The organism is Luteimonas mephitis DSM 12574, from assembly GCF_000422305.1.
Classification (GTDB): Bacteria; Pseudomonadota; Gammaproteobacteria; order Xanthomonadales; family Xanthomonadaceae; genus Luteimonas; species Luteimonas mephitis.
The window spans coordinates 144,933-168,227 of sequence record NZ_AULN01000018.1; the positions used below are offsets into that span (position 1 = coordinate 144,933).

The following is a 23,295-nucleotide window of genomic DNA, read 5'->3' on the forward strand; positions in this document are numbered from 1 at the left end:
AATGGAGCCTGGCGCGCCGTCGCGGAAACCATTCCCGTCCCTGCCTGTGCGGCCCCGGCGCAGCGTGCCGGGCGTCCGCACGGCACGCGCGGCAGTGCCGCGCAAGCGGGGCGTCCCCACCCTTTTGAAGGGGCAGGGAATTCGTGCAGGCGCTTTGCGCCTACGACGTCACACGGCCTCGAAGATCCCGGCCGCGCCCATGCCGGTGCCGATGCACATCGTCACCATGCCGTACTTCTGCTGGTGGCGGCGCAGGCCGTGGACGATGGTCGCCGTGCGCACCGCGCCGGTGGCCCCCAGCGGATGGCCCAGCGCAATCGCGCCGCCGAGCGGATTGACCTTGCCGGGGTCGAGCTTGCAGTCGCGGATCACCGCCAGTGACTGCGCGGCGAACGCTTCGTTGAGTTCGATCCAGTCCAGCTGGTCCTGGGTCAGGCCTGCCTGTTTCAGCGCCTTCGGGATCGCCGCGATCGGTCCGATGCCCATCACCTCCGGGCGCACGCCGGCGACCGAGAACGAGACGAAGCGCGCCAGCGGCGTCAGCCCGTAGTCCTTGATCGCCTGTTCGGAGGCCAGCAGCACCGCGCCGGCGCCGTCGCTCATCTGCGAGGAATTGCCGGCGGTCACGGTGCCACCGAACTGGCCGTTGCGGAACACCGGGCGCAGCTTTGCCAGTCCTTCGGGCGAAGTGTCGGGGCGCGGGCCTTCATCGTTCTCGACCAGCAGCTTCTTCAGCCGGATGGTGTTGCCGCCCAGGTCCGGCTGGTGCGAAACCACTTCGTACGGCGAGATCTCGTCGCGGAATTCGCCGGCCTTGATCGCCGCCAGCGCCTTCTGGTGCGAAGCCAGCGCGAACGCGTCCTGCTCCTCGCGCGAGACCTTCCACTCCTCGGCCACCTTCTCGGCGGTGATGCCCATGCCGTAGGCGATGGCGACGTGGTCGTCCTTGAACACGCTCGGAGAGAGCGCGACCTTGTTGCCCATCATCGGCACCATCGACATCGACTCGGTGCCGCCGGCCAGCATCAGGTCGCTGTTGCCGAGCCGGATCTGGTCGGCGGCGAGCGCCACGGCCTGCAGGCCCGACGAGCAGAAGCGGTTGATGGTCTGCGCGGCGATGGTATTCGGCAGGCCGGCGAGCAGCACGCCGATGCGCGCCACGTTCATGCCTTGCTCGCCCTCGGGCATCGCGCAGCCGATGATCGCGTCCTCGATGCGGTTCACATCGATGCCCGGCGCCTGCGCGATCACGGCCTTGAGGACGTGGGCGAGCATGTCGTCCGGACGGGTATTGCGGAACACGCCCTTGGGCGCCTTGCCCACCGGGGTGCGGGTGGCGGCGACGATGTAGGCGTCCTGGATCTGCTTCATGGCTTTCTCCGATGGCCGGGATTGGGGATTCGGGATTGAGGATTCGTGAAGGCGATTCCATTCCCGGTTGTTTCCCGCTCCCGGCGGCGTTGATTGTGGAGGGAGTCGGGACCGCTCTTCCGAATCCCGAATCCCGAATTCCAAATCCCGCGCAACCTCAGTTGCGCAAAGGCTTGCCGGTCTTGAGCATGTGCGCGATGCGGGCCTGGGTCTTCTCCTGCTGGGCCAGTTCGACGAAGTGCTTGCGCTCGAGCCTGAGCAGCCATTCCTCGTCGACCACCGAACCGCGATCGACCTCGCCGCCGCACAGCACCGTGGCAATGCGGGTGGCGATCTCGTTGTCGTACTCGCTGATGAAGCGGCCTTCGAGCATGTTGACCAGCAGCATGCGGAAGGTGGCGATGCCGACGTCTCCCGCAACGCGGATGCGTCGCGCGGGCAGGGGCGGGCGGTAGCCGCTTTCGGCCAGCCCGCGCGCTTGCTGCCTGGCGATGTACAGCAGTTCGTGGGCGTTGAACGCCACCTTGTCCTGCTCGCGCAGCAGGCCCAGTTCCTTCGCTTCGAGCGCGGAGGTCGACACCTTGGCCATCGCCACGGTCTCGAACACGCGCTTGAGCTCGGCAAACACGTCGCCGTTCGGGCCGGCCGCTTGCGAGGCGCGCACCGCCAGCTCCTTCAGGCCGCCGCCCGCCGGCAGCAGGCCGACGCCGGCTTCGACCAGGCCGATGTAGCTCTCAAGATGCGCCACCGTGCGCGCGCTGTGCATCTGGAACTCGCAGCCGCCGCCCAGCGCCAGCCCGCGCACCGCGGACACCACCGGCACCAGCGAATACTTGATCCGCTGGCTGGTGGCCTGGAAGTTGGCGACCATCGCTTCGAATGCGTCGACCTTGCCTGCCTGAAGCAGGCCCAGCGCGCCGGCCAGGTCGGCACCGGCGGAGAAGGGCTCCTTCGGCTGCCAGATCACCATGCCGGCGAAGTCGCGCTCGGCGCGGCCCACGGCTTCCTGCAGGCCGTCGAGCACCTGGTCGGACACCGTGTGCATCTTGGTCTTGAACGAGGCCACGGCAATGTCGTCGCCGTCGGTCCACAGGCGGATGCCGTCGTTCTCGAACACCGTCTCGCCCTGCGGGAACGACTCGCCGAGCAGCGGATCGGGGAACCGCTGGCGCTTGTAGACCGGCAGCGAGGAGCGGGGCAGGCGGGCGTTCTTGCCGGGGCTGTAGCTGCCCTCGGCCGAATGCACGCCGTCGCGGCCGTCGAACACCCAGTCCGGCAGCGGCGCGTCGCTCATCGCCTTGCCGGCGACGATGTCGTCGGCGATCCATTGCGCCACCTGCTTCCAGCCCGCGGCCTGCCAGGTCTCGAACGGCCCCAGCGACCAGCCGTAGCCCCAGCGGATCGCCAGGTCGACGTCGCGTGCGGTTTCGGCGATGTCGGCCAGGTGGTAGGCGCTGTAGTGGAACAGGTCGCGGAACGCGGCCCACAGGAACTGCGCCTGCGGGTGCCTGCTCTCGCGCAGGGCGGCGAACTTCGCCACCGGGTCCTTCGTCTTGAGGATCTCGACCACTTCCGGGGCCGCGACGCGATCGGCGGGTCGGTAATCCTGCTTCTCCAGGTCCAGCACAAGGATGTCCTTGCCGGCCTTGCGGAAGATGCCGGCGCCGGTCTTTTGCCCAAGCGCGCCTTTCTCGATCAGCGCCTGCAGCCACTTCGGCGACTTGAAGTACTTGTGCCACGGGTCGTCCGGCAGGGTGTCGGCCATGGTCTTGATGACGTGGGCCATGGTGTCCAGGCCGACCACGTCCGAGGTGCGGTAGGTGGCCGACTTCGGCCGCCCGGCCAGCGGGCCGGTGAGGGCGTCGACCTCGTCGAAGCCCAGGCCGCTCTGCGCGGTGTGGTGGATGGTCGACAGGATCGAGAACACGCCGATCCGGTTGCCGATGAAGTTGGGCGTGTCGCGGGCGTAGACCACGCCCTTGCCGAGCGTGGTGGTCAGGAAGGTTTCCAGGCCCTGCAGCACGGCCTTGTCGGTGCTCTTGGCCGGGATCAGTTCGGCCAGGTGCATGTAGCGCGGAGGGTTGAAGAAGTGCACGCCGCAGAAGCGGTGCCGCAGTTTCTCCGGCAGCACTTCGGCCAGCTTGTTGATGCCCAGGCCCGAGGTGTTGCTGGCCAGCACCGCGTGGTCGGCCACGAACGGAGCGATCTTCTCGTACAGCGCCTGCTTCCAGTCCATGCGCTCCGCGATGGCCTCGATGATCAGGTCGCAGCCCTTGAGCCTCTGCAGGCCGACTTCGTAGTTGGCCGGCACGATGGCTTCGGCCAGGGACTTCGACGCCAGCGGCGCGGGACTGAGCTTGCCCAGGTTGGCGATTGCCTTGAGCACGACCCCATTGGGGTCGCCTTCCTTTGCGGGGAGGTCGAACAGCACGGTGTCGACCCCGGCGTTGGTCAGGTGCGCGGCGATCTGCGCGCCCATGACGCCGGCGCCGAGCACCGCAGCCCGCCGTACAAGCAGTTTGTCAGGCATGTTGCATATCTCCTTGAAAAACAAAAATATTTAGCCGCGGATCAACGCCGGCGAAACAAGTCCAATGAGGACGGATCGGGCAGCAGGCATTGCCTGCCCCGGTCCGCGTCATCCGTTCACCCGTGGCAAAAGTCAGCTTTTGAAACCCGCCGCTGCAAACCGGATCAGCTCCTGCGCCGCGCGGGCGCGGTGATCGGCGTCGCTGACGCCGGAGGGCCGCTTGATCAGGCCGAAGTCGGCCATTGCATAGGTCAGCGCGCCGGCCAGGAAGTCCAGGCGCCAGTACAGCTGTTCCTTGCTCAGCCCGGGAACGCAGGTCGCCATTGCCTTGGCGAAGTCGCGCAGCACGTGGCCGTAGCGTTCGGAGAGGAACTTGCGCAGCCCGTCGTTCTTCTCCGCGTAGGCCCTGGCGATGACGCGGATGAAGGCGCCGCCACCGTTGCGGTCCTGGGCGAGCGCCAGGGCGGGTTCGACGAACGCGGCGAGGATCGCCTCGAGTTCGGCGGGAGACTCGGCCTGGGCCTGCTTCAGCCGCGCCAGGCGCTGGGCGCTCATGTCGTCCATGCGCCGCCGGAAGACCTCTGTGACCAGGTTCTCCTTGCTGCCGAAGTGATAGTTGACCGCGGCGATGTTGACGTCGGCGCGGCTGGTGACCTGGCGCAGGGACGTGCCGCTGAAGCCATGCTGGGCAAACAGCTCCTCGGCGGCGCCGAGGATGCGGTCCTTGGTCGAGAACTGGGTGTTGGACATCGGCTCCCCGGATGCGAATCAAACGCTTGTTTGATCGTAGTCCGGGGCCGCCGCGCCGTCAAACGCCGGCATCGGAAACAGGTGCGCGTGGCCGGGCTTTCGTCTAGAATTGTCCGCAGCCAAGTCGGCTAAACCCGCGTCCGTACGCGGGTTTTTCCATGTTACCCTTTGGGTCGCACCGCCCTGCGGCCCGCCTGACCGGAGAAAATCCCATGGCGCTGGAGCGCACCCTTTCGATCATCAAGCCCGACGCCGTCGCCAAGAACGTCGTCGGTGAAATCTATTCACGTTTCGAGAAGGCCGGCCTGAAGGTCGCCGCCGCGAAGATGAAGCACCTGTCGCGCAAGGAAGCCGAAGGCTTCTACGCCGTGCACCGCGAGCGCCCGTTCTTCAACGCGCTGGTCGAATTCATGATCAGCGGCCCGGTGATGATCCAGGTGCTCGAAGGCGACAACGCGATCGCGAAGAACCGCGAGTTGATGGGCGCGACCAATCCGAAGGAAGCCGCCGCCGGCACCATCCGCGCCGACTTCGCGGACTCGATCGACGCCAATGCCGTGCACGGTTCGGACGCTGCTGAAACCGCCGCGGTCGAGATTGCCTACTTCTTCCCGTCCACCGACGTTTACGCGCGTTGACTGAAATGCGTTCTTGCCACGGATCAACCCGGATGAACACGGATCAGGAAAACGCAGGCAAAGGGTTGAGGGCATTCTTCATCTTCCTCGCCTGCGATCCGTGCCATCCGCGTCGATCCGTGGCAAAGCCTTTCGAAATCCAGTGACCGACGCCGCAGCCAAGCAAAACCTGCTCGACCTCGATCGCGAGGGCCTGGAGCAATTTTTCGCCGATACCCTCGGCGAAAAGCGCTACCGCGCGCACCAGGTGATGAAGTGGATCCACCACCGCCACGTCACCGATTTCAACGAGATGACCGACCTTGGCAAGGTGCTGCGCGCCAAGCTCGAGGAACATGCCGAAGTGCGCGTTCCGCAGGTCCAGTTCGAAAAGCCCTCCGCCGACGGCACGCACAAGTGGCTGCTCGGCATGGACGGCAAGAATGCGATCGAAGCGGTCTACATCCCCGACAAGGGGCGCGGCACGCTGTGCGTCTCGTCGCAGGTGGGCTGCGCGCTCAACTGCCAGTTCTGTTCCACCGCGACCCAGGGCTTCAACCGCAACCTGTCCACCGCCGAGATCATCGGCCAGGTGTGGGTGGCGGCGAAGCACCTGGGCAACGTGCCGCACAGGATGCGGAAGCTCACCAACGTGGTGATGATGGGCATGGGCGAGCCGTTGATGAACTTCGACAACGTGGTGCGCGCGATGAGCGTCATGCGCGACGACCTGGGCTACGGGCTGGCCAACAAGCGGGTGACGCTGTCGACCGCCGGCGTGGTGCCGATGATCGACCGCCTCGGCGAGGTGAGCGATGTCTCGCTTGCGGTCTCGCTGCACGCGCCCAACGACGAGCTGCGCACCGAACTGGTGCCGCTCAACAAGAAATACCCGATTGCCGAACTGATGGCCGCGTGCGAGCGCTACGTGTTGCGCAAGCCGCGTGCGTCGATCACGTTCGAGTACACCCTCATGAAGGGCGTCAACGACCAGCCGCTGCACGCGCGCCAGCTGGCGCGGCTGATGCGGCAGTTCGACAACGCGGTGCAGATGAAGGACGCGGGCAAGGTCAACCTGATCCCGTTCAACCCGTTCCCGGGCACGCGCTTCGAGCGCTCGCCGGAAGCGGACATCCGCGCGTTCCAGAAGTCCCTGCTCGACGCGCAGGTGCTGACCATGGTGCGACGCACGCGCGGCGACGACATCGACGCGGCCTGCGGCCAGCTCAAGGGCCAGGTGGCCGACCGTACCCGACGCCAGGCCGAACACAACAAGCGGCTGCAGGCACAGGCGGGCGCAGGCGTGACCGGGGGCAACGATGCGACTGCCTAGTGCCGTTGCCTGCGCGGTTTCGGTGATGCTGCTGGCAAGCGCCTGTTCCCGGCTGACCTTCATCAAGCCGAGCATGGGCAGCGGCGAATACGAGAAGACGTCGCCGAACTACGAGTTCCGCGACAGCCCGGGAGCCAGGCAGCAGGCCGACCTGCGCGGCCATTTGGTGCTTGCCACCAACGCACTGCAGAACGGCCGGCTGGACGAGGCCGCGAAGGAGGCCCGGACGGCGCTCGGGATCGACGGCAAGTCCGCAGACGCCAACACCCTGCTGGCGGTGGTCGAAGGCCGGCGCGGGAACGCGGCGAAGGCCGGCGGCTACTACGCCAGGGCAGCCGAGCTGGCGCCGCGGCAGGGCGCGGCGCTCAACAACTACGGCGCATGGCTGTGCGGCAACGGCCGCGAGGCCGAGTCGCTGGCCTGGTTCGACCGGGCCCTTGCCGACGCCGGCTACCGGCAGCGCGCTTCCGCGCTGGCCAACGCCGGATCCTGCGCATTGAAGGCCGGCCAGACCGCGCGGGTGGAACGCGACCTGCGCGAGGCGCTGGCGCTGGACCCGGCCGAGACCACCGCGCTGGCGGCGATGGCGCAGTACCAGTACGACGCAGGCCGATACATGGATGCGCGCGCCTTTTCCGAGCGGCGACTGGCGGCTGCCCCGGCAACGTCCGCGGCGCTCCTACTTGCGTCACAGATTGAAGAAAAACTTGGCGACAGGGCTGCCGCCGCTCGTTATGTTCAGCGTTTGCGGACGGAATTCCCGCAAATGGGGACGCTCCAACCCGGGGATAGCAGTCAATGATGTCGCCCAACGACCATTCGGCGAACAATGAACACGGCTGTGGCCAGCGCCTTCGCGCCGCACGCGAGGCTGCGGGCCTCAGCGTGGCGGAAGTCGCGTCGCGCCTGAAGATGCGTTCGCGCATCATCGAGGCGCTGGAAGCCGAGGACTGGGAGGCCATCGGCGCGCCGGTGTTCGTGCGCGGCCAGCTGCGCAGCTATTCGCGCCTGCTCGGCCTGCCGGTGCAACCGGTGCAGATGGCCTCGGGGGTGAGGCCGATCGAGCCGACGCCGCTGGTGCCGCGGACCCAGACGCCGCGCATGCAGCGCATTGCCGACCAGGTCGGCGGCCGGCTGGTCTACATCGTGATCACCGCGCTGATCATCCTGCCGGTCTGGGTCGCGACGCAGTCGCACGTGGCCGGCATCCAGGACACCGCGGCGCCGCTGGACCTGCCCGCCGACAAGCTGGCGGCGAACGTGGCTCCGTCCGAGCCCGCCTCGACCGAGCCGACCACGGTGGTGGCCTCGATGGCCTCGCTGCCGCAGCGCCACGCGGCTGCCGCGGCGCCGGCGCTGTCGCTGCGATTCACCGGCGACAGCTGGGTCCAGATCGTCGCGCCCGACGGCCACAGCGTCGAGGAAGCCCTGCTCAAGGCGGGCGATACCCGCAGCTATCCGGCCAGCGAAGTCGGCCGCCTCGTACTCGGCAACGCTTCGGCGGTCGAGGTGCGCAGCAACGGCCAGGTCCGGGACCTGGCGCCCTACATGCGCGCGAACGTGGCGCGCTTTACGGTATCCTCTGACGGTTCCCTCGCGCCGGTCTCCGACTGACCCGCAAGCGGGTCCAGCGAGTTCCTGCGTTCCGGCAACGGCGCATGAATCCAGGCCACGACCAGCCGGCTTCGCGCCCGGCTGGTCTGGTAGTGTCGGCCCGCCGCGGCCAGCCCATTCCACACGCGCCCCACGCACGCCGTCGGGCGGGAGAGACGCAGTTTTCCCATGGCAATCGACGATCTTCTCGACGAACACGAACAAAGCGAACGCGTCCTGGCCTGGTTGCGCAGCAACGGTGCCGGCCTCATCGGCGGCGTCATCATCGGGCTGGCGCTGATCCTTGGCTGGCAGTGGTGGGGCGCCAGGCAGGCCGCCAGCGACATGCAGGCCGGCGACGACTACCAGGCGATGCTCAAGAGCCTGGAGGCCAAGGACATCAAGAAGGCGCAGGCGCAGGCCGCGGCGCTCGATGACACGCCGTACGCCCCGCTGGCGGTGCTCGACCTGGCCAAGGCCCAGGCCGAAGCCGGGCAGCGCGACGCCGCCATCGCCACCCTGCGGGCCGGGAAATCCCCGAATCCCGCGCTGGAGCAGGTCCTGCAGCAGCGCCTCGCGCGCCTCCTGATCGATGCCGGCAAGCCCGCCGACGCGCTCGAGCTCCTTGGCGAAGCCGAAGATCCGGCCAGCCTGGAAGTCCGTGGCGACGCCCAGGTGGCGCTCGGCAAGCGCGAGGATGCGCGCAAGTCGTATTCGGAAGTCCTGGCCAAGCTTGACGTCGCTTCGCCGGGGCGTCGCCTGGTGGAACTCAAGCTCACCGACGTCGGCGGGTCGCCCGCGAAACCCGAGGCGCGGATTTGATGAGGACGGATTTGATGAAGGCCGGTTCGATGAAGGACACGATGACGATCGCCGGACGGCTCCGCGCTTCCCGCCGCAGTACGCCGGCGCGCGTCGCCGTCGTGCTGCTGTGCGTGTTCGCGCTGGCCGGTTGCAGCACCATAAAGGGCTGGTTCGGCAGCAAGAAGGACAAGGGCCCAGAGCCGGCGGAGCTGACCGAATTCGCGCCATCGGTGACCGTCAGCAAGATCTGGTCCGCCAAGGCCGGCAAGGGTGAAGGGCTGCTCGGCGTGCGCCAGGCCCCGGCCATCGCCGATGGCCGCGTCTATGCCGCGGCGGTGAAGGGCGGCGTCCACGCGTTCGACCTGCAGACCGGCGCCACGGCCTGGAAGTACGACTCCGACCTCGCGCTCTCCGGTGGTCCCGGGGTCGGCGACGGGCTGGTCGTGGTCGGCGGGCTCGAGGGCGACGTGATCGCGCTGGATGCCGCCACCGGCGCCGAGAAGTGGCAGGCCAAGGTGGAGAACGAAGTCATCGCCGCGCCCGCGGTCGGGCAGGGCATGGTCTTCGTGCGTTCCAACGACGGCCGCGTCACCGCGTTCGATGCAGCGACCGGCGAACGACGCTGGTTCTGGAGCCATGACATGCCGCTGCTGACCGTGCGCGGCAACGATGCGCCTTCGCTCGGCCCGGGCTACGTCTTCGTCGGCAACGACGACGGCACGATCTCGGCCCTGGCGGTCGCCGATGGCCGCGAGCTGTGGAGCCAGGTGATCGGGCAACCCGACGGGCGCACCGAACTCGAGCGCATGGCCGATGTCGACGGCACACCGGTGCTCGACGGCGTCACCCTGTATGCCACCAGCTTCAAGCGCCAGACGCTCGCCATCGAAGCACCCAGCGGGCGTCCGATCTGGGCGCACGACAGCGGTGGCACGGGCCGCGTCGGCGTGGCGCCGGACCGGGTGGTGGTGACGGATCCGGACGGCATCGTCTGGGCGCTGGACAAGGACTCCGGCACCGCGCTGTGGTCGCAGCCCGCAATGGCGCGGCGCAGCCTGACCGCGCCGGCGGTCCAGGGCGACTATGCGGTGGTCGGCGATTTCGAGGGCTACCTGCACTGGCTGAAGCTCGACACCGGCGAACTGGCAGCGCGCATGCGCTCCGGCCGCGATCCGCTGCGGGCCGCTCCGGTCGTCGCCGACGGCATCCTGGTCGCTGAAGATACCGACGGCGGGCTCAGCGCCTACCGCCTCGGTCAGTAAGCCTGCTCGGGGGCGGTACATGGGGAGCCGCCGCTGACGCGGTTGCTTCCCGTCTCCGTCCCGGTTCCGCCGCTTCGCGACCGTCGCCAACAAGGATCAAACATGGGAATCGGATGATCGGAACAATCGCGGATCGCCATCGATCCACGGTTTCCGGTTTTCCCTTCCCGGCTCATTCCCATGCTCCCGCTCGTCGCCCTGGTCGGTCGTCCCAACGTCGGTAAGTCGACGTTGTTCAATGCGCTGACGCGCACCCGCGATGCGCTGGTGCACGATGAGCCCGGGGTCACCCGCGACCGAAATTACGGCGTCTGCCGGCTGGACGAGGCACGGCCCTTCGTGCTGGTCGATACCGGCGGCATCGCCGGCGAGAACATCCATCTGGAAAGCGGCAACCTCGCCGGCGCCACCGCCCGGCAGGCGCGCGCGGGGGCCGAGGAAGCCGACCTGGTGCTGTTCATCGTCGATGGCCGCGAGGGTCCGTCGGCGCTGGACGACGACATCCTGCGCTGGCTGCGCAAGGCCTCGCGCCCGACGTTCCTGGTGGTCAACAAGACCGATGGCGTCGACGCGCGCGCGGCGCTTGCCGAGTTCTCGCGCTACGGCTTCACCGACGTGCTGGCGATTTCATCCGCGCACCGGCAGGGCCTGGACGAGCTGCTGGCGCAGGTGCTGGCGAGGCTGCCGGCCGACGGCGACGCGGAAACCCTCGACGACGATCCAGAGCGCGTGCGCGTGGCCTTCGTCGGCCGCCCGAACGTCGGCAAGTCGACCCTGGTCAACCGCATCCTCGGCGAGGAACGGATGATTGCCTCCGATGTCGCCGGCACGACCCGCGACTCGGTCGCCGTCGACCTCGAACGCGATGGCCGCAAGTACCGGCTGGTCGACACCGCCGGCATCCGCCGCAAGTCGAAGGTCGAGGAAGCGGTGGAAACGTTCTCGATCATCAAGACCCTGCAGGCGATCGAGCAGTGCCAGGTCGCGGTGATCATGCTCGACGCCAGCGAAGGCGTGACCGAGCAGGATGCCAGCGTGCTGGGCGCGGTGCTCGACGCCGGGCGCGCGCTGGTGATCGCGGTCAACAAGTGGGACGGCCTGAGCGACTACCAGCGCGAGCAGGTCGAATCGCTGCTGTCGCGCAAGCTGGCCTTCGTGCCGTGGGCCGAGGCGGTGCGCATCAGCGCGAAGCATGGCTCCGGCCTGCGCGAGCTGTTCCGCGCCATCCACCGCGCGCACGGCTCGGCGACGCGCCAGTTCAGCACCGCCGAGGTCACCCGCGCGCTGGAGATGGCCTATGAAGCCAATCCGCCGCCCGTGGTCCGCGGCCATGTCCCCAAACTGCGCTTCGCCCATCCGGGCGCCGAGAATCCGCCGACGTTCATCGTCCACGGCACGCGCCTGCGGACGCTGTCCGAAACCTATCGCCGCTATCTCGAGAATTTCTTCCGCAAGCGCTTCAAGCTGGTCGGCACGCCGGTGCGGTTCGTGTTCAAGGAAGGCGAGAACCCGTACAAGGACCGCAAGAACGTCCTGACCGCGCGCCAGGTGGTGAAGAAGAAGCGCCTGATCCGCCACGCCAAACGCGGCAAGTGATGCGTGCCGCCCGCGCTTCGGCGCGGCCTTGCCACGGCGTCATGCCCGCGCGGGCGGGAATCAGGCGATCTTGATCGGGGACTTGTGGCTGAAGCGACTCCCACGTGGCGTCTCCATGGGAGATCTGGGCAATCTGCCATGCTCGTCGTACCCGCGCAGTCCGGAAGGCATGGTTTTCCCGGGGCTTGAGACCGTGGATGACAGGCGTTCGTTTGTCGAACATCCCGCCTGCGCGGGGCATGACGGCGGTTGTCCGGATTTCCCCGGTGCGTTGCCGCGACGCCCGAAATTCAATCGCCGGCGAAGGATTATCCTGTCCTTGCCCCTGTCGCCATGGCCGCCGATTTCGTGACCGCACATCTCGTTCCCTCGCATGACGACGCCATCACCCTCGGCATCCTTGCCGGCGGCCGTGCCACGCGCCTGGGCGGGCGCGACAAGGCCTGGATGACACGTGGCGGCAATCCGCTGGTGCTCGCACTGGCCGAACGACTGGCGCCGGAAGTGGATGCCACCATCGTCAGTGCCAATCGCAACGCCGAGCGCTATCTCTCGCATGGATTGCGCGCGATCCACGACCGGGTTGCCGGCGTCGGTCCGCTCGGCGGCATCGATGCACTCGCTGCCGCCTGCCAGACTCCCTGGCTGCTGACCGTGCCGGTGGACGTGGTCGACGTGAATGATTGCCTGGTACGCAGCCTGCTGGCAGCAGGCGCGCAGGGCGCCTGGGCCGAAGACGACAACGGGCCGCAGCCGCTGGTTGCGCTGTGGCGCACCGCGGCGCTGCGCGAAGCGGCGGCGACCGCGCTGGCGTCGGGTGACCACGCCGTCCATGCGCTGCAGTCGCGCATGGGCATGGCGTGCGTGCGCTTCGACGGGGTGTGCTTCGGCAACCTCAACACGCCCGACGACCTTGCCGCCGCCAGCGTCGTGCCCTGATTCCGGAAGTCGACAGCATGTCCCAGGCGCATACATTCCCGACCCGCATTTCCTTCGAGCAAGCCCGTGCGATCGTCGATCGCGTCGGCGATGCGCATCGCATGCCGGTCGAACGCATTGCACTGTCACGCGCGCATGGCGGCATCCTTGCCGGCGACGTGGCGGCGCAGATCGCCCAGCCTCCGTTCGACAATTCCGCGATGGATGGCTTCGCGCTGCGCCATGCCGACCTGCAGGCCAGCGGCGAAACCGCGCTGCTGCTGGCCGGCGAGCAGTTCGCCGGGCGCACGCTCGACCTGCGGATCGCCGCCGGCGAATGCATGCGGATCACCACCGGTGCACCAGTGCCCGCGGGCGCCGATACGGTGGTGATGAAGGAGAACACCCGTCTCGACGGTAACCGCGTCGTCGTCCTCGTCGCCCCGAAACCCGGCCAGCACGTGCGCCGCGCCGGCGAGGACACGCAGCCGGGGCAATCGTTGCTGCGCGCCGGCGAACCGCTGACGCCGGCGCGCATCGCGCTCGCAGCCTCCCAGGGAATGGCCGAGATCGAGATCGCGCGGCGCCCGACCGTCGCCGTGTTCACCACTGGTGACGAGCTGGTCGAGCCCGGCCTGCCGCTCGCGCCCGGGCAGATCTACAACTCCAACCGCGAGCAGCTGATGGGTCTGCTGCGCGGCGACGGCCTCGACCCGGTCGCGTGGCCGACGCTGCCCGACGATCCGTCACAGGTGGAATCGGCGCTGCGCCACGCCGGCCACGCCTTCGACCTGGTGCTGACCTGCGGCGCGGTGTCGGCTGGCGAGAAGGACCACATCCCCGCGCTGCTGCAGGCGCAGGGCGAGATGCACTTCTGGAAGGTGCGGATGAAGCCCGGGATGCCGGTGTTGCTTGCCGGGGGCGGCGGGCTCGGTGGCGCGCTGTTCCTGTGCCTGCCGGGCAATCCGGTCTCGGTGCTGGCAACGTACCTGGCGCTCGGGCGCCCGCTGCTGGACCGGATGCAGGGCAGGGCGGCAGCGCGCCCACGCTGGCGCGCACGCCTGGCGTCGCCCTGGCGCAAGGCGCACGAACGGCTGGAGTTCCTGCGCGGGCAACTGCGTTCGCGGGAGGACGGCAGCCTGGAAGTCGAGCCGAATCCCGCCGACGGTTCGCACCGGATGCAGGCCGCGGCCGATTCCGATGCGCTGATCGTGCTGGGCGAAGGCGCGCGCGAGTATCCGGCGGGCTCTGTCGTGGACGTGTTGCCGTATTGAGCCCCCACCTCGCAGGAGCGGCCCACGGCCGCGAGCTCTTTCGTGCGGCGGAAAATCTGGCCCGAAGAGCTCGCGGCCGTGGGCCGCTCCTACGGGTAAACCCGTAGCCGGGTTGCCATCGCCGTTTTCCGCGATAATCGCACCATGGCGATCCCGGAAATCACTCCCCGCGAAGCACACCTGCGACAGTCGCAGGGCGCGGTGCTGGTCGACGTGCGCGAAGACCACGAACGCGATCTCGGCATGGCCGAAGGCGCGCGTGGCATCGCGCGCGCGGAACTCGAGGAAGATCCGTCGTTCCACTTCGCCGACCCCGACACCGAGCTCATGCTGATCTGCCAGAGCGGCGGACGTTCGATGCTCGCCGCCGAGGTGCTGCAGCGGCTGGGCTACCGCAACGTCGTGTCGGTGCGCGGCGGCACGCTGCGCTGGACCGCGGACGGTTTCCCGCTCACCCGGCCCGATACCGCGGTCGAAATCGACCACGACTTCCACGACCGCTATTCGCGGCACCTGCTGTTGCCGGAGATCGGGACGCGCGGGCAGCGGCGGCTCGAACTGGCGCGGGTGCTGATGATCGGCGCCGGCGGGCTCGGTTCGCCGGCTGCGTTCTACCTCGCCGCCGCCGGCGTCGGCCACCTGCGCATCGTCGATGACGACGTGGTCGAACGCAGCAACCTGCAGCGCCAGGTCCTGCACACCGACGCCGACATCGGCATGCCCAAGGTCGATTCGGCCGAGACGCGGCTGTCGGCGCTCAACCCGCGCACCCACGTCGAAGCGATTGCCGAGCGGGTGACGTCGGACAACGTCGAGCGCCTGCTGGAAGATGTCGACGTGGTGCTCGACGGCGCCGACAACTTCCCGGTGCGCTACCTGCTCAACGACGCCTGCGTGAAGCTCGGCAAGCCGCTGGTGTACGGCGCGGTGCACCGGTTCGAGGGCCAGGTGAGCGTGTTCGACGCCGGCCGCAAGCGCGGCGTGGCGCCGTGCTACCGCTGCCTGTTCCCCGAGCCGCCGCCGCCGGAAGCCGCGCCCAACTGCAGCGAGGCCGGCGTGCTCGGCGTGCTGCCGGGCGTGGTCGGCATGCTGGAGGCCACCGAAGTGCTCAAGCTGCTGCTGCACATCGGCGAGCCACTGGCGGGGCGGCTGCTGCATTTCGACGCGCTGTCGATTCGCTTCCGCGAGACGCGCCTGCCGCCGGACCCCGATTGCGCCCTGTGCGCGCCGGGGCGGCCGTTCCCCGGCTACATCGACTATGCCGCGTTCTGCAGCGGCGCCTGATCCGCACCAGTGCGGCGCGATGGCGACGGCCATGGCCTTGCATCCGGCTGCGGGCAGCCCCTGGACCCGATCGACATGAAGCCCGCTTCGATGATGAAAACGTTGCTCGCATGCGTGCTGTGGTGGCTGATGCTCGCCATTCCGGGCCTGGCCAGGGCTTCCGACGCGTGCCCGCTGCTGCGCGCGCAGGTCGACTCGCCGGTGGTGTCCACGCGCATCGCCGCGGCGGCGTGCGAGGAGCATCAGCTCTGGTATCGCCCTTTCATCGATCTCGACGGCCGCTACGCCGGTTCGCGCGTGCGCGAGGCCGAGGCCGGGCTGCTCGCCAATGGCCAGCCGGCCTGGCTGCGGGTGGTGGACTACTGGCGCGGCAGCGGCCTGCTCGGGCGGGCATCGGCAAGGCCCGGCGCCAGCGATTGCGCCTACGCCGGCATGAGCCAGTACGCCTCCCCGGCCTGCCGTACCTTCGTGGTCGATACGCCGTGGTCGGCCGCCTTCGTGTCGTGGGTGATGGCGCGCGCGCGGGTCCCCGGGTTCAACGGCTCGGCCAGCCATGTGAGCTACGTGCGCGACGCTTATCGCGACCCGGCCGGCAATGCCTACCAGGTTGCCAATCCGGTTTCGGCGCGACCGCAGCCCGGGGACCTGCTGTGCTACGTGCGGGTCACTTCGCGGGTCTACGGCTTCGGCGGCCTTGCCGGACTGTTGAGCAGCAACGAGTCCGGGCTCAACATGCACTGCGACATCGTGGTCGCGGCCAATCCCGACAACGACGGCATGGCCTACCTGGTTGGCGGCAACGTCCTGGACGGCGTCACCATGCGCCTGCTGCGGCTCACGCCGGGCGGCCAGTTCGCCAACCTTGCAATGCGCGTGCCAGGGGCCCCGGACTGCTCGCCGGATGCGCCGTCGTCGTGCGATGCCAGCCGCCAGGACTGGGCGGTGCTGCTGCAATTGCGGCCAGCGCAGCAGCTGGCGCAACTGCCGCCTGCGTTGCCGATGATGCCGTCACCTGCCTCGCAGCAGCAGTCGCGCCCTTCGCAGGAGTGCTGCGTGAACTGCGTGGTCGGCTCGGGCATTCCGCGTTGCCCGGCGGGAACGCAGGCGCCCGCGCGTCCGCTGCCTCCTCCGAAGCCGGCCGAAACGCCGCAGCCGTTGCCAGCAAAGTGCTGCGTCGACTGCGTGGTCGGCTCGGGCGTCCCGCGCTGCCCGGCCGGAACGCCGGCGCGGCCCTGATCGGGGATGCCTCAGCCCTTGCCCGGCTGCAGGGCCGCGAACGCCGCCAGTTGTTCCTGCGTTGCCTCGCGCTGGTGCCGCGCCTTCCACTGCGCCAACGGTTCGCCGTAGATCGTCTCGCGCGCCTCGTCCTTCGTCATCGCAATGCCGCGCGCCTCGGCGGCCTCGCGATACCAGTCGGCGAGGCAGTTGCGGCAGAAGCCGGCGCCGATCATCAGGTCGATGTTCTGCACATCGGGGCGGTCGCGCATCAGGTGCTGCAGCAGGCGCCGGAAGACGTCGGCTTCGATGGCGGTGGTTTCGTGGTCAGTGGCGGCCATGCCGATCTCCGTAGGAGCGCCCCATGGGCGCGAAAGCCTTTGTCCGGGCGATCAGGAAAGCATTGCGCCCATGGGGCGCTCCTACAAGCGGCCGCGGAATCGGGGACAATACCGCCTTCGCCGTACGCAGGTCCCGCCCGCATGACCGAACCGCACCGCGCCCGCATCCTCGACGGCAAGGGCATTGCCGAGGACCTGCTCGACACGCTCAAGGCGCAGGTCGACGCGCGCCTGGCGGCGGGCAAGCGGCGGCCGGGGCTGGCCGTGGTGCTGGTCGGCGCCGACCCGGCTTCGCAGTCCTACGTGCGCAACAAGCGCAGGGCGGCGCAGAAGGTCGGCATCCAGGCCTTCGACCACGATTTCCCGGATGGCGCCAGCGAGGCCGAACTGCTGGCCCTGATCGACCGCCTCAACGCCGACCCGGACATCCACGGCATCCTCGTGCAGCTCCCGCTGCCGGGCATCCCCGATGCCACCCGCCTGATCCATCGGATCAACCCGCGCAAGGACGTCGACGGCTTCCATCCCGAGAACGTCGGCCACCTGGCGCTGCGCCAGTTCGGCCTGCGCCCGTGCACGCCGCGCGGCATCACCACGCTGCTGGCCTACACCGATCGCCCGGTGCGCGGGCAGAGCGCGACGATCGTGGGAGTCAGCAACCACGTCGGCCGGCCGATGGCGCTGGAGCTGCTGATCGCCGGCTGCACCACCACCTGCTGCCACAAGTTCACGCCGCCGGACGTGCTGCGCCGGCACGTCGGCGAGGCCGACATCCTGGTGGTGGCCGTCGGCCGTCCGGACCTGATTCCCGGGCAATGGGTGAAGCCGGGCGCGGTGGTGATCGATGTCGGCATCAACCGGCTCGACGACGGCCGCCTGGTCGGCGACGTCGGCTTCGCCGAAGCGGCGCGGCGCGCCAGCTGGATCACGCCGGTGCCGGGCGGGGTGGGGCCGATGACCGTGGCCACGCTGATGCAGAACACGCTGGAAGCCGCGGAAGCCGCGGACGCAGTGTAGGAGCGGCCCATGGCCGCGAATTCTCGACGCCGGCGCAGAGTCCGGGAAAGCGTCGCCGCCATGAGCCGCTCCTGCAGGCCGAGCGTTGCGGATCCATGGGGTGCGACCCCTCCGGATCGGCCGCCATTCGCGATACAATGCCGTGCTTCACCCCACCGGCACTCCCATGCTGCGAATCCAGGCTGAAGCGCTTACCTACGACGACGTTTCGCTCGTCCCCGCGCACTCGATCGTCCTGCCCAAGGACGTCTCCCTCGCCACCCGGTTCACCCGCGACCTGCGCCTGAACCTGCCGATCGTGTCCGCCGCGATGGACACCGTCACCGAGTTCCGCCTCGCCGTCGCCATGGCGCAGCTCGGCGGCATCGGCATCCTGCACAAGAACATGTCCGCCGAACGCCAGGCGGAAGAGGTCGCGCGGGTCAAGAATTTCGAAGCCGGCGTAATCCGCGAACCGTTCACCGTGGGTCCGCAGACGACCATCGGCGAAGTGCTCAAGCTCACCCGCGCGCGCAACATCTCCGGCGTGCCGGTGGTCGACGGCGGCCACCTGGTCGGCATCGTCACCGGTCGCGACATGCGCTTCGAGACCAAGCTCGACGACCCGGTGCGCAACGTGATGACCCGCAAGGATCGCCTGGTCACCGTGCGCGAGGGGGCAAGCGAAGAAGAAGTACTGCAGCTGCTGCACAAGCACCGCATCGAGAAGGTGCTGGTGGTCAACGATGATTTCGCGCTGCGCGGCCTGATTACCGTCAAGGACATCCAGAAGGCGCACGACAACCCCAACGCGGCCAAGGACGTTTCCGAAAGCCTGCTGGTCGGCGCCGCGGTCGGCGTCGGCGGCGACACCGAGCAGCGCATCGAACTGCTCGCCGCGGCCGGCGTCGACGTGATCATCGTCGATACCGCGCACGGCCATTCGCAGGGCGTTCTCGATCGCGTCGCCTGGGCCAAGAAGCAGTATCCGAAGCTGCAGGTGGTGGGTGGCAACATCGTCACCGGCGACGCCGCGCTGGCGCTGATGGATGCCGGCGCGGACGCGGTCAAGGTCGGCGTCGGCCCCGGCTCGATCTGTACCACGCGCGTGGTCGCCGGCGTCGGCGTGCCGCAGGTGACCGCGATCGACATGGTGGCGGAGGCGCTGCAGGACCGCATCCCGCTGATCGCCGACGGCGGCATCCGATATTCGGGCGACATCGGCAAGGCGCTGGTCGCCGGCGCGTCGACGGTGATGATCGGCGGCCTGTTCGCCGGCACCGAGGAAACCCCGGGCGAGACCGAGCTCTACCAGGGCCGCAGCTACAAGAACTATCGCGGCATGGGCAGCCTGGGCGCGATGGAGAAGGGCAGCTCGGACCGTTACTTCCAGGACAGCAGCGATGCCGACAAGCTGGTGCCGGAAGGCATCGAGGGCCGCGTGCCGTATCGCGGACCGCTCAGCGGCGTGGTCCACCAGCTCGCCGGCGGCCTGCGCGCAACGATGGGCTACGTGGGCTGCGCAACGATCGAGGACATGCGGACCAAGCCGAACTTCGTGAAGATCACCGGCGCCGGACAGCGCGAAAGCCACGTGCACGACGTGCAGATCACCAAGGAACCGCCGAACTATCGCGCGGGGTAAGGCGGCGCTTTCGCGGACCACGGGTTCGCGCGCCGCCGAACGCCCGGCCATGGATGGCCGGGCCGACGATCCAAAGCCGGACGGCGACGCCATGGATGGCCGCGGCGAAGTCGCTGGATGACCAGCCTTTGTCTGTTGCAAAGCACCTCCCGCTTTCGCGGGAATGACGAACCAAGGTTTCCATGGACCTCCACACCGACAAGATCCTAATCCTCGACTTCGGCGCGCAGTACACGCAGCTGATCGCGCGCCGCATCCGCGAGCTCGGTGTCTATTGCGAAATCTGGGCCTGGGACCACGACCCGGCCGAGATCGCTAAGTTCGCGCCCAGGGGCATCATCCTGTCGGGCGGTCCGGAGTCGACCACCGGGCACGGCGCGCCGGCCGCACCGCAGCAGGTGTTCGACAGCGGCGTGCCGCTGCTGGGCATCTGCTACGGCATGCAGACGATGGCCAAGCAGCTCGGCGGCGAAACCGAAGCTGCCGACTCGCGCGAATACGGCCACGCCGAAGTCACCCTGGTCGCCGCCGACCAGTTGTTCGAAGGGCTCAAGGACCATCCCGGCGCGCCGCCGCGGCTGGACGTGTGGATGAGCCACGGCGACCATGTGTCGAAGGCGCCGCCGGGCTTCACGGTGACTGCGAAGACCGACCGCGTGCCGGTCGCCGCTTTCGCCGACGACAAGCGGCGCTGGTATGGCGTGCAGTTCCATCCGGAAGTCACCCACACTCGCTCCGGGCAGCAGATGCTGCGCCGCTTCGTGGTCGACATCTGCGGCTGCCAGACGCTGTGGACCGCCGCGCAGATCATCGAGGACCAGGTCGCGCGGGTGCGCGAGCAGGTTGGTTCGGACGAGGTGATCCTCGGCCTTTCCGGCGGCGTCGATTCGTCGGTGGTCGCGGCGCTGCTGCACAGGGCGATCGGCGACCAGCTGACCTGCGTGTTCGTCGATACCGGCCTGCTGCGCTGGCAAGAAGGCGACCAGGTGATGGCGACCATGGCCGAGCACATGGGCGTCAAGGTGATCCGCGTCGATGCGCAGCAGCGTTATTTCGACCGGCTCAAGGGCGTTACCGATCCCGAAGCCAAGCGCAAGATCATCGGCAACCTGTTCGTCGAGATCTTCGACGAGGAATCCGGCAAGCTTGCCAATGCCCGCTGGCTGGCCCAGGGCACGATCTACCCCGACGTGATCGAGTCGGCCGGCAGCAAGACCGGCAAGGCGCACGTGATCAAGAGCCACCACAACGTCGGCGGCCTGCCCGAGCACATGAAGCTAGGCCTGGTCGAACCGCTGCGCGAACTGTTCAAGGACGAGGTGCGGCGCCTGGGCGTGGAGCTCGGCCTGCCGCGCGAGATGGTCTACCGGCATCCGTTCCCCGGCCCGGGCCTGGGCGTGCGCATCCTTGGCGAAGTGAAGCCCGAGTACGCCGAGCTGCTGGCGAAGGCCGACGCCATCTTCATCGAGGAGCTGCGCAAGGCCGACCTGTATGACAGGACCAGCCAGGCGTTCGCGGTGTTCCTTCCGGTCAAGTCCGTCGGCGTGGTCGGCGACGCGCGTGCCTACGAGTGGGTGATCGCGCTGCGTGCGGTGGAGACCATCGACTTCATGACCGCGCACTGGGCGCACCTGCCGTACGACTTCCTCGGCCGCGTCTCCAACCGCATCATCAACGAAGTGCGCGGCGTCTCGCGCGTGGTCTACGACATCAGCGGCAAGCCTCCGGCGACGATCGAGTGGGAGTAGGCGCGGTTTTCCAGCCGTGGCTGCAGCGCTGGCAGTTGTCTGCGGATGGCGACGGCCTTGCCACGCCGGGCAGCGACCTGCTGCCCGTGCGCCTGCCCAACGGCACGGCGGCGATGCTCAAGATTGCGCGCGACCACGACGAGCGCGCGGGCGCGGCACTGATGCAATGGTGGAACGGCGTCGGCGCGGCCCGCGTGTTCGAGCTTGAAGGCGATGCGCTGCTGATGGAGCGAGCGCAGGGACGGCGTTCGCTGATGGCAATGGCACTGCAGGGGCAGGACGACGCGGCCAGCCGGATTGCATGCGATGTCGTTGCGCATTTGCATGTCCGTCGCGAAGCGCCGTGGCCGCGCGACATGGTGCCGCTGCAGCACTGGTTCGAGGCGCTGCGTACCGCGGCCGCGCGCGACGGCGGCATGTTCGCCAGCGCGCTTGCAGTGGCAGACGACCTGTTGGCAACGGCCGAACCCGCGCGCCCCCTCCATGGCGACATCCACCACGACAACGTGCTGGATTTCGGTGAGCGCGGCTGGCTCGCCATCGACGCGAAATACATTGTTGGCGACCGTGGCTACGATTACGCCAACCTGCTGTGCAATCCGGAGCTGCGCACGGTCACCGAGCCGGCGCGATTCTCGCGGCAGGTCGACGTGATCGCCGCAGCGTCGGGCCTTTCGCCGGAGCGACTGCTGCGCTGGACGCTGGCGTACGCGGGCCTCTCGGCCGCGTGGTTCCTGGAAGACGGCGACACGGCCTCTGCAGACAGCGACCTGACGGTGGCGAGCCTGGCCGGAGCCGCGCTCGGCTGGCAATCGCAGCCGGCATGAGATAATGGCGCGCCTGGATTTCCAGGACGGAACACACGGCCTTGGCCTTGACCAACCAACCAGACCCAGCAGCGCAGGCGTTTGGCGACGAACGCTGGATGCGCCACGCGCTTGCCCTGGCCGGGCGTGCCGAACGCGAGGATGACGAGATTCCGGTCGGCGCGGTGCTGGTCGGCCCCCGCGGCCATGTCGTCGGCGAGGGCTGGAACCGCAACATCGGTGAACATGACCCCACTGCGCATGCCGAGATCGTGGCGATGCGGCAGGCGGGCAGGGCGTTGCACAACCACCGACTGGTTGGCTGCACGCTGTACGTGACCCTGGAACCCTGCGCGATGTGCGCGATGGCGATGGTGCACGCGCGACTGGCACGCGTGGTGTTCGCCGCCAGCGACCCCAAGACCGGTGCGGCCGGGAGCGTATTCGACCTGCTCGCCGATCCGCGCCACAACCATCGCGTCGAGGTCCGGGGCGGGGTGCTGGCGGAAGAAGCCGGCATGCGGCTGACCAACTGGTTCCGTCGCCGGCGCGGGCAACCGCCGCTGGCCTGAATGCAGCGACGACACGCAGCGGACTATCATGTCCTGCTACTTCCCGCAGCAGGATATCCATGACAAGCAATGGCGGACACGCGCGCGACGGCAGGTTGATCTGGATCGACCTGGAGATGACCGGGCTCGACACCGGCCGCGACTCGATCATCGAGATCGCCACGGTGGTGACGGACTCCGAGCTCAACATCCTGGCCGACGGCCCCCAGTTCGCCATCTCCCACCCGTTGTCCACGCTCGAGGCGATGGACGACTGGAATCGCACCCAGCACGGCAAGTCCGGGCTCTGGCGGCGGGTCCTGGAAGAGGGCGTGCCGATGGCCGAGGCCGAAGCGCGCACGCTGGATTTCCTGCAGCAGTGGGTCGGCCACAATCAGTCGCCGATGTGTGGCAATTCGATCTGCCAGGACCGCCGCTTCCTGCACCGGCAGATGCCGTCGCTGGAGCGGTATTTCCACTACCGCAACCTCGACGTCAGCACGATCAAGGAACTCGCGCGCCGCTGGGCGCCGGAAGTGCTGGCAGGCGTGCGCAAGGAAGCCGCGCATACCGCGCTGAGCGACGTGCGCGACTCGATCGCGGAGTTGAAGCATTACCGCAGCGCGATGGGCGTGTTCGGCGCGCCGCACTAGCGCGCGTT

Annotated in this window: 21 protein-coding genes; 17 read left to right on the forward strand and 4 right to left on the reverse strand. The window is 68.5% G+C overall.

What is annotated here, in order from left to right:
• Window positions 1-168: 168 nt before the first annotated feature.
• From H570_RS0108600 to H570_RS0108610, 3 genes are all read right to left on the reverse strand, one after another.
• Window positions 169-1,371 (reverse strand): acetyl-CoA C-acyltransferase, encoded by a 1,203-nt coding sequence (locus H570_RS0108600; RefSeq protein ID WP_027080378.1) that lies wholly within the window; start codon window positions 1,369-1,371, stop codon window positions 169-171.
• A 157-nt stretch (window positions 1,372-1,528) separates the two neighbouring features.
• Window positions 1,529-3,901, reverse strand: coding sequence for a 3-hydroxyacyl-CoA dehydrogenase/enoyl-CoA hydratase family protein (locus tag H570_RS0108605; RefSeq protein WP_027080379.1), 2,373 nt, complete (start codon window positions 3,899-3,901; stop codon window positions 1,529-1,531).
• Window positions 3,902-4,033: 132 nt separating this feature from the next.
• A complete protein-coding gene (locus tag H570_RS0108610) occupies window positions 4,034-4,651 on the reverse strand; it encodes a TetR/AcrR family transcriptional regulator (protein ID WP_027080380.1) in 618 nt (205 codons plus the stop codon).
• A 212-nt stretch (window positions 4,652-4,863) separates the two neighbouring features.
• Here H570_RS0108610 and ndk point away from each other — a divergent pair, with 212 nt between their 5' ends.
• The 11 genes from ndk to H570_RS16960 all read left to right on the forward strand — a co-directional run bounded on the left by ndk (window position 4,864) and on the right by H570_RS16960 (window position 16,568).
• The gene (gene ndk / locus H570_RS0108615; RefSeq protein WP_027080381.1) at window positions 4,864-5,289 is read left to right on the forward strand and encodes a nucleoside-diphosphate kinase; all 426 of its coding nucleotides are present in this window, start codon (window positions 4,864-4,866) and stop codon (window positions 5,287-5,289) included.
• 100 nt (window positions 5,290-5,389) lie between these two features.
• The gene (gene rlmN, locus H570_RS16955) at window positions 5,390-6,601 is read left to right on the forward strand and encodes a dual-specificity RNA methyltransferase RlmN (protein WP_051176245.1); all 1,212 of its coding nucleotides are present in this window, start codon (window positions 5,390-5,392) and stop codon (window positions 6,599-6,601) included.
• A complete protein-coding gene (gene pilW / locus H570_RS0108625) occupies window positions 6,588-7,403 on the forward strand; it encodes a type IV pilus biogenesis/stability protein PilW (protein WP_027080382.1) in 816 nt (271 codons plus the stop codon). The genes rlmN and pilW overlap by 14 nt, the downstream gene beginning before the upstream one ends.
• Window positions 7,400-8,215, forward strand: coding sequence for a helix-turn-helix domain-containing protein (locus H570_RS0108630; protein ID WP_027080383.1), 816 nt, complete (start codon window positions 7,400-7,402; stop codon window positions 8,213-8,215). The genes pilW and H570_RS0108630 overlap by 4 nt, the downstream gene beginning before the upstream one ends.
• Window positions 8,216-8,383: 168 nt before the next feature.
• Window positions 8,384-9,016: a YfgM family protein gene (locus H570_RS0108635; protein WP_027080384.1), complete on the forward strand. Its 633-nt coding sequence runs from the start codon at window positions 8,384-8,386 to the stop codon at window positions 9,014-9,016.
• 41 nt (window positions 9,017-9,057) lie between these two features.
• Window positions 9,058-10,260 carry an outer membrane protein assembly factor BamB gene (gene bamB, locus H570_RS0108640; RefSeq protein WP_036135715.1) on the forward strand — a complete coding sequence of 401 codons (1,203 nt, stop codon included), beginning with the start codon at window positions 9,058-9,060 and terminating at the stop codon, window positions 10,258-10,260.
• A gap of 180 nt (window positions 10,261-10,440) precedes the next feature.
• The gene (gene der / locus H570_RS0108645; RefSeq protein WP_027080386.1) at window positions 10,441-11,856 is read left to right on the forward strand and encodes a ribosome biogenesis GTPase Der; all 1,416 of its coding nucleotides are present in this window, start codon (window positions 10,441-10,443) and stop codon (window positions 11,854-11,856) included.
• A gap of 333 nt (window positions 11,857-12,189) precedes the next feature.
• Window positions 12,190-12,795, forward strand: a complete 606-nt coding sequence (mobA, locus tag H570_RS0108650; RefSeq protein WP_051176246.1) for a molybdenum cofactor guanylyltransferase — start codon at window positions 12,190-12,192, stop codon at window positions 12,793-12,795.
• Window positions 12,796-12,812: 17 nt separating this feature from the next.
• Window positions 12,813-14,048, forward strand: a complete 1,236-nt coding sequence (locus tag H570_RS0108655; RefSeq protein ID WP_027080388.1) for a molybdopterin molybdotransferase MoeA — start codon at window positions 12,813-12,815, stop codon at window positions 14,046-14,048.
• Between the two features lie 144 nt (window positions 14,049-14,192).
• The gene (gene moeB, locus H570_RS0108660; RefSeq protein WP_027080389.1) at window positions 14,193-15,332 is read left to right on the forward strand and encodes a molybdopterin-synthase adenylyltransferase MoeB; all 1,140 of its coding nucleotides are present in this window, start codon (window positions 14,193-14,195) and stop codon (window positions 15,330-15,332) included.
• Window positions 15,333-15,407: 75 nt separating this feature from the next.
• Window positions 15,408-16,568 (forward strand): DUF2272 domain-containing protein, encoded by a 1,161-nt coding sequence (locus H570_RS16960; protein ID WP_156899908.1) that lies wholly within the window; start codon window positions 15,408-15,410, stop codon window positions 16,566-16,568.
• 11 nt (window positions 16,569-16,579) lie between these two features.
• Here the strand turns inward: H570_RS16960 and H570_RS0108670 are convergent, their stop codons facing one another.
• Complete coding sequence (locus H570_RS0108670; RefSeq protein WP_027080390.1) at window positions 16,580-16,888, reverse strand: DUF1244 domain-containing protein; 309 nt, start codon at window positions 16,886-16,888, stop codon at window positions 16,580-16,582.
• Window positions 16,889-17,029: 141 nt separating this feature from the next.
• On the opposite strand from H570_RS0108670, the gene folD reads away from it, so the two are divergent.
• The 6 genes from folD (at window position 17,030) to orn (ending at window position 23,287) form a co-directional block, all read left to right on the forward strand.
• The gene (gene folD / locus H570_RS0108675) at window positions 17,030-17,905 is read left to right on the forward strand and encodes a bifunctional methylenetetrahydrofolate dehydrogenase/methenyltetrahydrofolate cyclohydrolase FolD (protein ID WP_027080391.1); all 876 of its coding nucleotides are present in this window, start codon (window positions 17,030-17,032) and stop codon (window positions 17,903-17,905) included.
• Window positions 17,906-18,071: 166 nt separating this feature from the next.
• Entirely contained in the window at window positions 18,072-19,529 is a 1,458-nt protein-coding gene (gene guaB, locus H570_RS0108680; RefSeq protein ID WP_027080392.1) for an IMP dehydrogenase, read from the forward strand.
• A 182-nt stretch (window positions 19,530-19,711) separates the two neighbouring features.
• Window positions 19,712-21,277, forward strand: a complete 1,566-nt coding sequence (guaA, locus tag H570_RS0108685; protein WP_027080393.1) for a glutamine-hydrolyzing GMP synthase — start codon at window positions 19,712-19,714, stop codon at window positions 21,275-21,277.
• Window positions 21,268-22,104, forward strand: coding sequence for an aminoglycoside phosphotransferase family protein (locus H570_RS0108690; RefSeq protein WP_027080394.1), 837 nt, complete (start codon window positions 21,268-21,270; stop codon window positions 22,102-22,104). The genes guaA and H570_RS0108690 overlap by 10 nt, the downstream gene beginning before the upstream one ends.
• A 47-nt stretch (window positions 22,105-22,151) precedes the next feature.
• Window positions 22,152-22,655: a tRNA adenosine(34) deaminase TadA gene (tadA, locus tag H570_RS0108695; RefSeq protein WP_281167562.1), complete on the forward strand. Its 504-nt coding sequence runs from the start codon at window positions 22,152-22,154 to the stop codon at window positions 22,653-22,655.
• A 59-nt stretch (window positions 22,656-22,714) separates the two neighbouring features.
• On the forward strand, window positions 22,715-23,287 hold the full coding sequence (orn, locus tag H570_RS0108700) for an oligoribonuclease (RefSeq protein ID WP_027080396.1): 573 nt from the start codon (window positions 22,715-22,717) through the stop codon (window positions 23,285-23,287).
• The last annotated feature ends 8 nt before the right edge of the window (window positions 23,288-23,295 follow it).